This window comes from Robertmurraya siralis (assembly GCF_005502275.1).
In the GTDB taxonomy this organism is placed as follows: Bacteria; Bacillota; Bacilli; order Bacillales; family Cytobacillaceae; genus Robertmurraya; species Robertmurraya siralis.
Window position 1 is genome coordinate 20,304 of the sequence record NZ_SWLZ01000027.1, and the last position, 12,488, is coordinate 32,791.

The following is a 12,488-nucleotide window of genomic DNA, read 5'->3' on the forward strand; positions in this document are numbered from 1 at the left end:
TTACCAGAATCAATTTCACCATGTACAACCGCTTAATAAAAATCTATATCCGAACTTTCACCAATTAAAATGCTGTAAAAATCGAATGACGTTCGTTTTTTAATTGAAGTGCACAATGATGGAATGGATTCACCAATATATTTATATAACGTAATATCCTTCGAAATAATTTCTTATGACAAAGAAAAAAGACGAGAATATCCGAATAATAGGGCTATTCGACCTGAACGAGCAATGTGAACGCTGTAACTGTCCGAATAGAGGTACTATCCACTATGTTATTTGCCCAAATGGAAGGAAGGTTCTCTTTAAAAAATACCAACACAAAACGAATCGCTCCGGTTATGAACAAAATTTCAAAATCTATGAATGTGAAGATTGTACAGGTTGTCCCTTGAAAACCCAGTGTACAAAAGCCAAGGGAAATCGACAAGTCCACTGGAATCCGATTTTTGAAGAAATGAAAGCCAAAGCGAAAACAGCCCTTGAGTGTAAAGAGAAGGCAGGCAGCAATCTACGCTCGACGAAACATCGAAATAGAAAGCGTGTTCGGTCACATCAGGGGCAATCGGTCGTTCCGTAGGTTTTCCTTGCGGGGGCTCGATAAGGTCCACGTCGAGTTTGGAATTGTGGTGTTGGACCATAACCTATTGAAAGTAGCAGGCATCCGCCAGCTACTTTCAGATAGAAATCAATCCAACAAAAAAGCAAGAGACGAAAAACGGATCGTTTTTCGCCTCTTGCTTTATTTTAGGGGCTTTTCAGACAACCTCATCTCAGTTTGTCGACAAAAGGCACCGAAAGTTGAATGAACTTCGATACAATTGTTGATTTCCACTCTAGACACTTGCTTTCCGGGGGGCGTTCCGCCAAGCCCCCTCGTCGCTTGACGCTCCTGTGGGGTCTCGGCAATAACGCTAAAAGCACCTTCCGCTCCAATCAACTACTGTTTTTAACGCACGACTACCGACACCATCAACATCATATAGACACTTAATACGCATAAGCTGCTAAAAAAGAAAGAGATGATGATCGGTGTTTTTTTGAAAAACGACCAGCCCATTAATCCCAGCAAGCTGATTGATAAGACGAGAAAGAACACCGTATTTAGATTTCCCGCAAAAGCAATGGTGCTTGATGCATCGATCATTTCATCGTGAAAAAGGCGAAATAATGGTGATACTGCTTCATTCGACATGTAGTTTCCATATGGCGGTGACTTTTGTGAAAAAACAGCTGTTATCGCAAAAATAACCAGCAATATAAGCCCTTCTAAGCGCACCCAAGGGATAGGATTAAAATGAGAATTTTTTAATATTAAACTTTTCACTAGTGCCCCATTCACAAATGCATAAAAAATAAGTGGCAGCAAAAACACATGCTTGATTAATAGCCCCTGACCATATGAGACCCGCCAAGAGTTCGGATAATCATCCACCATAATACTCATCAGCATCAGCCCACTAATAGCTGTTATCACGAGACAACTAATCGCCACCATTGAAAACCAGCGTAAAAACTTAAGCCAGTTATGGTGATTTACTGAATTCCAGCCTACAACAAGAATCACTCCAACCCAAATACTAGAGGCTGTCAGATGGATAAAGTCACTGATTATTCCTCTGACCGGATCTACTGCACCTGCATGGCTGGACCATGCAACCGTAAGGATAAGCCCTAGCGTAAGCCCAATTCCTAGAAAAGCAAACACTCCTTGCTCTGAACGTCTTGCGACGAGCATTAATAGAAGCAAAAGAACGGAAGCAAGGAGGGTAAAATTCCAAGCTGTTCCTACTGTATAGGTCGTTAACACCATTTTCAGCGAATCAACGAAACCGAGTCTTGGAGCGAGCAATCGCGTAATATCTAGAATCGGTATAAATGAAACAATAGGGACGGTGATGACACTAGCGCTCATAAAGCCCTTTGAGATTCTCAGATCAGGTCGATAATTGTTTGGGACAAGCAATAGAAGAAAGCTTCCCGCTAAAAGCGAAAAGCACACATACAATAGTACTTGACTAATAATCGTCATGACTTCCATCTATTATTTCTTTCTTTTTGTAAAATAGATTAATCCGCCTGCCACCAAAACAATGGCAAGAACAACGAAAACAATTGTCAACGACGATGACTCCTTCTCGTCACTAGTCTTTGTAGAATCCAACTCTTCATTATCCACAGATTGTTCAGATGTTTCAGTACCATTATCTTCTTCCTGGTCTTCCTCAACCATTTCGGGAGCATCGACTGTAAAGGAAAATTCACCATCTAAAGAGTGACCGTCTGCGCTAATAACACTCCATGTCACTTGATATTCACCGTTTGCAAGCGTCTCAGCAGCCACTGCAGTCAATTTATCTTCATCAATCAATGTATCCTGCAGTTCAACGGCTTGTCCATCTGTTGTTGTTACTTCAAGAAAGCTTCCCTGCTCAATTCCACCATCGAAATCAAGGACAATTTCATTCAGGGCTTCGGTTACTACCGCGCCGTCCGCAGGATTAGAGCTTTCTAAATGCGAGTGTGCAAAAGCATTGTTTGATATTGATGTTACGAATAAAAACGCGATTAGCGCGATAAAAAAACGTTTCAAAACAATTCCTCCTTGCTGATTTTGCCTATCTTTTTATTTGTATAGCACTAGATGATATTATAAATACAATCGTAATATTAAATAATACCCCGAAAGAGTGATTTTTTTATTATAACCATTAAAAAAGTGTAAATAGGTGTTAAAATATAGACACAATTTTATATAGTATTGTTAAAGATTATGATGCAGCCTGATTTTCGCTATATTTTAATTCAAATGCACAGCTTTCACCTAGCACTTGCTCAAGTCAGAGCAATCAACACGATCGTCTTTAACCCTATTTCCTCCGTAAGAATGAGTAAAAGCTTAGAAAAAAGGTGAGAACTTGAAATATAAACATATTAAATGGCTGATTTTAATTACACCATCGGTGACAATTGCCTTATGGGAATATATACGCCACGAATTTCTCCTTTCCTATATCTCCATGGAATTGGGAAATTATCTCTCACCTCTTTTAGTCTTTATCGTTACACTTTTATTTGTACGTCATCTCTTCTCTATTTTAGAAAGAATGCAGGAAGAGCTTAGATTGGAAAAGACGAAGAAGGCGGCGCTCGTCGAGAGAGAAAAATTAGCACGGGAACTTCACGATGGCATTGCTCAATCTTTATTTCTATTATCAGTAAAAATGAATAAGTTTGGCAGAAAGAATGAATTGGAACAAGACCCTGATTTTCAAAGGATTAAACAAACCTTGCAGCATATTCACGAGGATACCCGCCAAGCAATTACGAACTTAAAATATTTGCCTGACAAAGGACCATTAAATTGGACGGAAGCGTTCTACCAGTATGTTGAGGAAATTAAGAACCATCATTTGATCGATGTCCACTTGCAATGGGAGATTCAGGAGCATACATTAACCTCAAAAGAAAAGATTGAGCTATTTGCCTGTATTAAGGAAGCGGTTATGAACGTCATAAAGCATGCGAGAACCAATGAAATATGGATTGATGCCAAAGAAACGGACAATGGATGGTATTGCGAAATTAAAGATCGCGGAATCGGATTCACGGATGAAATGATCGGGCCTAACCAAGGATACGGACTTCAAATTATCCAAAACAGAGCCTTTGATATGGGCTGGGAGTTTTCCATAGAAAGAATAGAAAACGAAACGATCGTTACCTTAAAAAAGGAGTGTACGTAAATGCAACCGTTTCGCATACTTATCGTCGACGACCACGCACATGCCAGAGAAGGGATTCGAGAAATTTTAGAGGAGTTTGAGGACTTTCTCATTATTGGAGAAGCGAAAAACGGAAAAGAAGCCATTCAACTTACTGAACAATTATTGCCTGACATTATATTAATGGATATACAGATGCCCGAAATGGACGGGCTTGAAGCAACGAAAAGAATTAAGCTTCAATTCCCTGCAGTGAAAATTGTCATGATCACCGTTTCTGATGATATTACTGATCTATTCGATGCTTTAAAGAAAGGGGCGCAAGGATATTTACTAAAAAACATCCAGTCTGATCAATGGGTGGAACATTTAAGAGCTTTCGCCTTAGATGAAGTGCCGATGTCCAAAGAAATCGCCTTCCAAATTTTAAAGGAATTCCCGCAAAAAAAGGCGCTATCAAAGGAAAATATCCCTCTGTCCACAAGGGAATTGGAGCTGCTTCAATTAGTGGCCAAAGGGCTGTCAAATAAGGAAATTTCCAAGGCACTCTTCATTTCCGAAAACACGGTTAAAAGTCACTTAAAAAATATTTTAAGTAAGCTTCATTTGGACAATCGGGTCCAGTTGACGAGTTACGCTTTTCAGCAAGGCTTGGTCGACTAGACTAGCTTAAAAATATTCTAAACAAGAAATGTTTTTAGGGCAGGTTCAAGCAACGGATCTGCCTAACCCTCTTCTTGTCCAAAAATATTAGTTTTTCACCGATATCCTCTTAATTGTTTTTCCTTTCCACTACCACCTTGTCTAAATCAAGACTCTTTCAAAGACGACATAAAGCTCTGTTATTCAACATGTGGAAATATCAGTGATATGGTCAATCCCGAACCTAAATCGGATTTTGCATCTAACTGAATGGCTAAATCATTGGCCATTTTGCTTACTAAAAACAGACCCATTCCTGTTGCTTCTCTTGTATAAGCTCCACTTCTTCCAGTAAAGCCCTTATCAAATATAAAGGGTAAATCTTCAGCGGATACGCCTGGTCCATTATCACTAATATTGAGAATTATCTGCTTACCCGCTTTATCATAAGCCGTTTCAAACCTCAGAGCTGGCTGTGCCTGATGCTGATTAACGTATTTCGTACTATTGGCAATGATTTGTTCTAATATAAAAGCCAGACCTTTACGGTCGGAGATAATTTCTGCTTCTTCACCGGTAAACTGTACTTGAAAGCCGGATTCATCTAATAGTGATTGATGGTTCTCTGCTGCTTGTTTACAAAAACGGAGTACATTTATTGGCTCGAATATATAATCTTTATGAGCTGCTCCAAGTCTTGCAAAATACAAAATTCGCTCAACATCTCCAAGCATTTGATCTCGAATGTGAAGCATGCGTTGTCTAACAAGGGGAGACATTTCATCACCACGATTATCAATGACCAACGTCATTAAGGACAGAGGCTTTTTAATTTCATGAACCCAGCCTTCTATGTAGTTTTCATAATCGGCCAACTCCATCACTTGGTCATTGAGTTTTTCTTGATACTCTCTGATTAATTCTCCCATTCTCCGAATATACAATCGATGTATGTTAGGAATGGTTTGGCAAAATATTTCTTCGTTTGTCTCATTTGGTTCTAACAAAAAGGCTTGAAAGGCGGATTCGATGATTTTTTGCTTTCTAATCATCAGAAAGACTGGTAAACATATTATGATCAGCGTATAGACAATCATTAGTCCAACTAATGCCTTAAAAGTATCCGGGTAAGCCAGCCAAGCAAAAAAAATAAATAAAAGATTTGTAGCAATGATGATGAAAAACCATAACTTATATGCATGAAAGCAGTCATAGATTTGCTTTATCCATCCCACGGTATCATCTACCCCCTAAGTCGATAACCCTGTCCCCTTACAGTTTCAATTTGCTCTTCCAGATTTAGTTGACGCAGCGTTTTTCGCAGGCGTGTAAGGTTGACTTGAAGGGCATTTTCATCGATAAATTGGTCAGTTCCCCATAATAATTCACTCAATGCCTTTTTAGATACTAAATCAGGTCGATTCTGAACTAACGCCAATAAAATTTTTCCCTCATTTGGGGATAATACTAATGAGTGAGTGCCCTTATACAAGGTAAAAGTATTGGGATCGAGTGAAAAACTGCCCCCGTCGATTAAACCTGGCTGGCCTTCAAACCTTCTTAACAGATTCTGAATGCGCGCCAATAATCGATCGCGATTGCATGGTTTTGTGAGATAATCATCTGCACCTAAATGAAGACCATGCAGTTCATCTTGAAGCTTATCTCTAGATGTAAGTATTAAAATAGGACCGAGCCCCTTTGATTTTAAACTTTTGCATATTTCAAATCCGGATTGTTCCGGTAAATTGATATCTAATAAAACTAAATCCGGTGCTAAAGTAGCAATTTGATGAGCAATATCATGGAAGCTGGTAACGGCTGCAACTTCATATCCAACTTTTCGCAATATGTCCATTAACTCCTCTCTCATCCAGACATCATCTTCAACAATGATAATTTTTGCCATCTTTAGCACCTCCTCTTATGAAAAATGTGTAAAAATCTTTTAATCGATATTGGGCTTCCAACGTAATTTGTCGATTTCATGAACTGCTGAACGGGCTACTGCTACTCCATATATTGCCACAATGAAAATCACCATACAGGCAAAGGCAAAAGCAAGCGGATATAGAAATGGAACGTCCTCAAAATGAATAACCACAAATGAAATCATGGCCTTTATTCCAACAGCTCCACTTACGCATGCAAGAAACATCGGTAACAGAAAGGTCCATAACACCTGTTTCTGCATTGATTTTTTCATTTGCTGACGTTTGGCTCCCAACATGGAGAGTGTTACATAACGTCCGCCCGTCTGCTTCATTTGAGTCAAAAATTGTAAAGCCAATACCGTACATGCAATAATTAAAAATAAGAATCCCATATATAAGACTGTATAACTTCCAGCAACAATATAAAACAATTTACGTCCAAAGTTTTGTAAATAACTTTCAAAGGCGAAGCCCGAAGATTTCAATATGTCTCTTGCTTCCATCATCGGTTTCATCAACCCCTGCTGTGCCTGCATCTTTTGCGGGATACGAAAGTTCCAATAGGAAGCATACGTATCAGGATTGACTAATTGTTTGAACATAGGATCGGGAACAACAAAAGCCGAAAAAATTTCTACGGAACGATCAGCTACCAATCCTCTCATAGGAATAGATGGACGAATGATGATGGCCTGATCATCAATGCTTAGCAAACTTCGCCCTTCCTTTACAGCCTTCTCAAGAATACCATTAAGTACCGGCATCTGATCAAGATTTTCCATAGGCATGAAATCCGGATTAAAATATAAGGCAATTTCATCTGAATTTAGGTTCAACGGCTGTTCTCCTACCGCTTTTAAAAGCCCATTATATGAGGATTCGGAAATGAGGTGAGGGGTTGTTGTATCCATTTCCAGAACTCCTAACAGATTAAGAGCTTCAGGGTTTTCCGAACTAATATCATAACTTTGCATTTCTCCGGATAAAACCTGCTCTTTATATGGGGCTGGCAAAGCCATCGTTAACTGTTCTTTTAATTTAGACCAATCTACCAATGACAAAGGCATACCATCCTCCATGCGCTCGCCCTCATCCTTCATTTTTCCCATTTCCAAAAGATTTGCGTCCTCTACATAGGATACCATTTTTCCTGTACTCAAAAACTCTCCAACCTTCTTGCTGTCTCCATTAACAGTAAAATCATAGACCGACGAATTCCTATTATATAAACCGTCCAAACTCAAAATGGTTGAAGCACCGTTGGCAATCAAAATGATCGATAATGTGATAAGAATCGATGTGACCGCGACAGAAGTAGAGCGATTCGCAACGTTCTCTTGAAACTGCCTTAATGTAAAAGTGTGCAACCCTTGCAGCGATTTATGCTTGGACAGGCTTGCCAACAAGCCAAGTAGCTTTCCCAATCCCCTCATAAAAAGGATTGTTCCTATGCTTCCAAGAGCCAGTGCCACAAACAGAAGCAGTCCTGCAAAATCAGAAAAGCGATACAAAACGATCCAATAGGCTGCACCTAATAACGCTGCGCCTAGTAATATATGAAGGATATTGCCTTTAACATGGCCCATATCAGTTGTCTCATCCATTTGCTCATAAAGCAATTGATGGATCTCTTGATAAAATATTCTTCCCCCAAGAATGGCTAATGCTGTAAACTGAATCAATAAAAAACCAATGATCGTAAAAATAATCGCATTGACCGATAAGCTGATTTGATGACCGATAATTCCCTGTCCGACTAATTTAGAAACAGTCAGACTGATCATTTCCGCTAAAATGCCTCCAATTAAAATGCCTCCAGCAAGTGCCAAAATAGAAGTGATAAACCCCTCTGCTAAAAGCTGGCGAACAAGGCGCTCCTTGCGCATTCCTAACATGAGATAGAGCCCAAACTCTTTACTCCTTCGATTTAATTGGTAGCGATTCGCAAATAAGACCAAGAAAAACAGGATAAATAACGCAAATACATAGACAATGTTCATCTCAGTTAACAGCTTATCAATCGCATCGCTTTCAAACTCTCTTAAAAATAAGATCACATCTTGTTTCCCCAGTGAAAGAATCATATAAAACGAGGCTACTGCAACTACAAGGGTTGCAAAGTAGATCAAATTTTCCCTGCGACTTCGTTTTGCATTACGGTAGATCAACTTAGAGAACATTTGCGCTTCCTCCCCCAAGCTGAGCTAACACCTTTAAAATTCTCTCATAAAATCTCTCGCGCCTTTCTTCTTGTTTGCGGCGCAGCTCATGAAAAATGACACCATCTTGAATAAAAAGAATTCTTGAGCAAAAGCTTGCTGCATTCGGGTCGTGGCTTACCATTAAAATCGTTCTGCCACTATCCTTATTAATGCCTTCCAGCTTATTCATCAAAGCTTTCGCTGATCGTGTGTCCAAGGCGCCTGTAGGCTCATCCGCAAGTACAATATCTGGCTCCGAGATTAAACAGCGTGCAGCAGCTACCCTTTGCTTTTGCCCTCCAGACATCTGCGCTGGAAATTTGTTTAAAATCTCTGTTATCTCTAAATAACCTGCTAGTTCTTCTAATTTTCCCCGCGCTTTTGTATAGTTCATCCCATGAATGGCTAAAGGTAATAATATGTTTTCCTGCCCTGTTAAATTATCCAACAATTCAAAGTCCTGAAACAAATAACCAATTCGACTGCCACGATATTCAGATAAATCCCTGCTATCAAAAGCACTAATATTTTTGCCATTTAAAAGGACACGTCCTGAGGTTGGTTTTATAATGGTAGCAATACAGTTTAATAACGTTGTTTTACCTGAACCACTTGGCCCCATGATCCCTAAAAATTCCCCAGGGAGTATATCGAACCGAACACCGTTTAAAGCTTTTGTCAGATTGTTTTTCTTTCCATAATGTTTTTGCAAGTCTTGGACCTCTAACAACTTCCCTTGTCGAACCATGTATAACTCTCCTTTTTAATGCTCATTTTTCCAAAATTCCCATCGATCGATTGAGCTATACACATTATAACCAACGAAAAAGACTAGAAACACTTACAAGTAATGTAAGGAAACCATTCTCCCATTTCACTTGTCATCATAAACGCAATGCACCCATTCATGTCTTTATTTCTGCTCCTAATAAAAGCAGAACAAACGACGAAGGAATGGAATGTTAATAGTGGGAATTTTGATAGCGGGGAGTAAGAGTTTGGAAGCTGACAAAAAAAGAAATGAAGAAAAATGACTCCTGATTTCTTCACTTCTTTTTTTGTATTGAAAATTTTCGGACTACCTTTTTTTTATTTTATATTACTATAAAGCACACTTAGGCAAGCTTTTATTTTTTCACCGGTATCCATATCTCACTATAGTAATCTGCTGAAGATGGATCCGCATCACTTAAATAAACTTCCATTTCTGGCCCTCCAGCATGTTCATACCCAGTTGCCGGGAACCACTCAGAGAAGATCCTTTCCCACACCTTTGGCATGGCATCAGGCATGGCACCGTGCACTGGAAAGACTGCCCAAGTTGCGGATGGAATTCGCCGTTCCTCCCACCCAGCAGGGAGGCTTTCAATATTTTTTTCCGCACCAATGAAATAGGTGAGATTCTCTTGTTGCTTATCAAAATCCATACAAATTCCAATAAGTCCAAGGGAACCACTATTTTTAGCAAGCTCTCTTGAAAACCCGTTTCGATTCGACTCATCCCAAAAAGCCGCTATCTCCCGATGGTTTTCACCTCCGATCGTAGTTGTTTGAATACTCTTACCCACAACAGTGAAACAATTCTTTTCAACAATTTTATAATCCATCTCAACATCACCCTTTAGCTGAATTTGAAAGGAAAGCTTTGGATAGGCCTTCAAAAATTGACTGTTTTTCTTAGCAACCGATGGACTGATGCCATGAATTCTCCGAAATGCTTTCGTAAATGCTTCCGGACTCTCGTACCGATACTTCATCGCAATGTCAATCACCTTACAATTAGAATGAATTAACTCCTGCGTTGCTACTGTAATACGCCGATTTCGAATGTATTCACTTACGGAAAAACCAGTCAGCATACTGAACATCCGCTGAAAATGAAATTTTGACATGCAAGCAACTGCAGCGATATCTTCTATAGAAAGACTCTCTTCTAAATGACTCTCTATATACTTGATACTATCTAACATTCTTTGAAGTCCCTCCATATGAACTCTCCCTTCATACTCAGTCTAACAACAATGCCCTAAACCTTCCTGTTCATCTGTGCTCTTTCATGACAGGTTCATTTTTTTAAAAATTATAGCATTAGTCTAACATTAGAAACACGTCATTTTAGTTATTACAATGACTTTGATAATTCTTCTTTGCTAAAGGGCTATAAATCGATATTTTTAGTAAAAAGATGAAAAAATCCCCGTCCTTTATGGCGGGGATAAATACTTATTTGATTCTCACCGTTAAATGTTCAGTCCTCCATCATCATCGCATCTGCTTTTGTTGCATGAACAGTGCCAAATGGATGGTTAGGAGGAGCATAAATGGAGTAAAGCTTAAGTGGAATATTGCCCGTATTGGTTACATTATGCCATGTTCCAGCTGGGATCATAATTGCAGAGTCATCTTTCACTTTTCTTTTAAAATTTAAGTGTTCTTTACGTTTTCCCATTTGAACAATTCCCTGCCCCTGTTCAATACGTAAAAACTGATCTACATTTGGGTGAATTTCCAATCCAATGTCTTCACCAACATCAATACTCATCAATGTGACTTGCAAGTGATTCCCTGTCCATAGTGCTGTGCGAAACGTTTTATTTTGTTTCGAGGCTTCATTAATATTCACGACAAATGGTTCTTTGCCATAGTCCTTTAGCTTTAATTTATTATTCCAGTTTTGTTGCTGCAGGTGATAAAATCGCTGCGTATCTTCTGTGGCATTAGGCATTGTCCAATATCCAGGATATCTTGGAACGTTGTACAATGGGGTATTATTATAATAAAGATGTTGCGATGGATACACATAAGGAGTGTAGTACATGTTCAACCACCTTTCCTAGGTTTGATAAAATATCATATGCGAATAGCTGAATGATGTACTCTTTTAAAAAACCGTTGCATAAAAAAACAGCAGCAAAATCGCTGCTATCTCTTATCCTTCTGGCATTGGCGTTGGAGTAGAAGGGATATCTAAACTTTCATACTTTTTGTCAATATTTTCACGAATGGTTTGAAGATCGACTCCTTTTTCAAACTCTTGCTTCGCCTCACGGGCGATATCAACGCAAACCCCTCAACCAAAGCCCATCGTATCTAACACTGCTACATCTTCATGAACGGAATCAACGAAACATTGGGTATTATTCGTATGTCCATCTTCCTCATAACAGCCGCAATAGCACGGCATGTAATCAAGTACTTCTGGATGTTCAACTGCAAACTGATAGGCTTCTAAAACTTTCGGGCTATCAGTCAATGCTGTCACGACAGACCAGTCATTACTTCCTATTTTATATTCCAGCTTCGGCTGTTGTGGCTCGGCATGTTCATGTCCATCTTCAGCTTCTTGTGTATGGTTTGACGAGCATCCCGATATAATCAATGAACTGAGAAGCATTGGGAAAATGAATTTCTTCACTCCGCCACCTTCCTTTCTGTTTAATTAATATATGGCTTTGTTAAGCAGAATGATTAAAGAAATCTTTGGCTCATTTCATATGAAACCTTGGTTTCGCCAGCCATTTAAGTGTACTGAAGAGCGCGAAAACGAGCCCAAAACCAACACCGACATATCAATGTCTAAATTATTTAAAAATCACCAAAAAATAGCTAAATCTATGATTCTAGCTATCACATTCACCTGCCTTATTATATCAAAGTAAACAACACGTTCAGAAGTACAGCAAAATTTCTTTTTGACAAATTTGAGAACTTTACAATGGTTACAATCTCTCCAAGAATGCTAGTGTGGCTTTTAGTAATGTGTTCTTGGACTTATTCAGAGCATAATAACGTCCGTCCATCACATTGGGCATTGAAATTAAGAATTAAATGAATTAAAGACCTGTCCAACTGCATAGGATTTTACTGACTCTTCTCCCCTATCCGACTGACAAAACTACCTCTATTTACACAAATCCAAAAAGGATTTTAAACTAACACAAACTAGCTTCCCATCCATAACTCTACCTAATTAGACATATTCT

The 12,488-nt window shown here is 39.0% G+C and carries 11 protein-coding genes and 1 pseudogene; 3 read left to right on the forward strand and 9 right to left on the reverse strand.

The genetic code is table 11. From position 1 onward, the window contains the following. The first annotated feature begins 175 nt into the window (after positions 1-175). Positions 176-812 (forward strand): annotated as a pseudogene (locus tag FCJ93_RS25990) (transposase). A gap of 140 nt (positions 813-952) precedes the next feature. Here the strand turns inward: FCJ93_RS25990 and FCJ93_RS21340 are convergent. Together FCJ93_RS21340 and FCJ93_RS21345 are read right to left on the reverse strand one after the other, a co-directional pair. Further along, positions 953-2,035 (reverse strand): copper resistance D family protein, encoded by a 1,083-nt coding sequence (locus FCJ93_RS21340; RefSeq protein ID WP_170211378.1) that lies wholly within the window; start codon positions 2,033-2,035, stop codon positions 953-955. 12 nt (positions 2,036-2,047) lie between these two features. Continuing rightward, on the reverse strand, positions 2,048-2,596 hold the full coding sequence (locus FCJ93_RS21345) for a copper resistance CopC family protein (RefSeq protein WP_137744668.1): 549 nt from the start codon (positions 2,594-2,596) through the stop codon (positions 2,048-2,050). Positions 2,597-2,921: 325 nt separating this feature from the next. Between FCJ93_RS21345 and FCJ93_RS21350 the strand changes: the two genes are divergently transcribed. Together FCJ93_RS21350 and FCJ93_RS21355 are read left to right on the forward strand one after the other, a co-directional pair. Further along, positions 2,922-3,749 carry a sensor histidine kinase gene (locus FCJ93_RS21350; RefSeq protein WP_137744669.1) on the forward strand — a complete coding sequence of 276 codons (828 nt, stop codon included), beginning with the start codon at positions 2,922-2,924 and terminating at the stop codon, positions 3,747-3,749. Beyond that, positions 3,750-4,391: a response regulator gene (locus tag FCJ93_RS21355; protein ID WP_095314578.1), complete on the forward strand. Its 642-nt coding sequence runs from the start codon at positions 3,750-3,752 to the stop codon at positions 4,389-4,391. Between the two features lie 179 nt (positions 4,392-4,570). On the opposite strand, the gene FCJ93_RS21360 is transcribed toward FCJ93_RS21355, so the two are convergent. From FCJ93_RS21360 to FCJ93_RS21395, 7 genes are all read right to left on the reverse strand, one after another. Then, complete coding sequence (locus tag FCJ93_RS21360; protein WP_137744670.1) at positions 4,571-5,605, reverse strand: sensor histidine kinase; 1,035 nt, start codon at positions 5,603-5,605, stop codon at positions 4,571-4,573. Between the two features lie 8 nt (positions 5,606-5,613). Continuing rightward, the gene (locus FCJ93_RS21365) at positions 5,614-6,279 is read right to left on the reverse strand and encodes a response regulator transcription factor (RefSeq protein WP_095314583.1); all 666 of its coding nucleotides are present in this window, start codon (positions 6,277-6,279) and stop codon (positions 5,614-5,616) included. A gap of 39 nt (positions 6,280-6,318) precedes the next feature. After that, positions 6,319-8,484, reverse strand: a complete 2,166-nt coding sequence (locus FCJ93_RS21370; RefSeq protein WP_137744671.1) for an ABC transporter permease — start codon at positions 8,482-8,484, stop codon at positions 6,319-6,321. Beyond that, positions 8,474-9,253 carry an ABC transporter ATP-binding protein gene (locus FCJ93_RS21375; RefSeq protein ID WP_095314585.1) on the reverse strand — a complete coding sequence of 260 codons (780 nt, stop codon included), beginning with the start codon at positions 9,251-9,253 and terminating at the stop codon, positions 8,474-8,476. Before FCJ93_RS21375 ends, FCJ93_RS21370 begins: the two co-directional genes overlap by 11 nt. A 379-nt stretch (positions 9,254-9,632) precedes the next feature. Beyond that, entirely contained in the window at positions 9,633-10,493 is an 861-nt protein-coding gene (locus FCJ93_RS21380) for an AraC family transcriptional regulator (RefSeq protein WP_095314586.1), read from the reverse strand. A gap of 260 nt (positions 10,494-10,753) precedes the next feature. Beyond that, the gene (locus FCJ93_RS21385) at positions 10,754-11,323 is read right to left on the reverse strand and encodes a cupin domain-containing protein (protein WP_095314587.1); all 570 of its coding nucleotides are present in this window, start codon (positions 11,321-11,323) and stop codon (positions 10,754-10,756) included. A 111-nt stretch (positions 11,324-11,434) separates the two neighbouring features. Then, the gene (locus FCJ93_RS21395) at positions 11,435-11,920 is read right to left on the reverse strand and encodes a PCYCGC motif-containing (lipo)protein (protein WP_340947701.1); all 486 of its coding nucleotides are present in this window, start codon (positions 11,918-11,920) and stop codon (positions 11,435-11,437) included. Between the last annotated feature and the right edge of the window lie 568 nt (positions 11,921-12,488).

Excerpts from the sequence above, each read along its gene's own strand:
- FCJ93_RS21355 (WP_095314578.1), top strand. The coding sequence starts at position 3,750 with ATGCAACCGTTTCGCATACTTATCGTCGACGACCACGCACATGCCAGA.
- FCJ93_RS21370 (WP_137744671.1), bottom strand. The coding sequence starts at position 8,484 with ATGTTCTCTAAGTTGATCTACCGTAATGCAAAACGAAGTCGCAGGGAA.
- FCJ93_RS21385 (WP_095314587.1), bottom strand. The coding sequence starts at position 11,323 with ATGTACTACACTCCTTATGTGTATCCATCGCAACATCTTTATTATAAT.
- FCJ93_RS21365 (WP_095314583.1), bottom strand. The coding sequence starts at position 6,279 with ATGGCAAAAATTATCATTGTTGAAGATGATGTCTGGATGAGAGAGGAG.
- FCJ93_RS21380 (WP_095314586.1), bottom strand. The coding sequence starts at position 10,493 with ATGGAGGGACTTCAAAGAATGTTAGATAGTATCAAGTATATAGAGAGT.
- FCJ93_RS21340 (WP_170211378.1), bottom strand. The coding sequence starts at position 2,035 with ATGACGATTATTAGTCAAGTACTATTGTATGTGTGCTTTTCGCTTTTA.
- FCJ93_RS21375 (WP_095314585.1), bottom strand. The coding sequence starts at position 9,253 with ATGGTTCGACAAGGGAAGTTGTTAGAGGTCCAAGACTTGCAAAAACAT.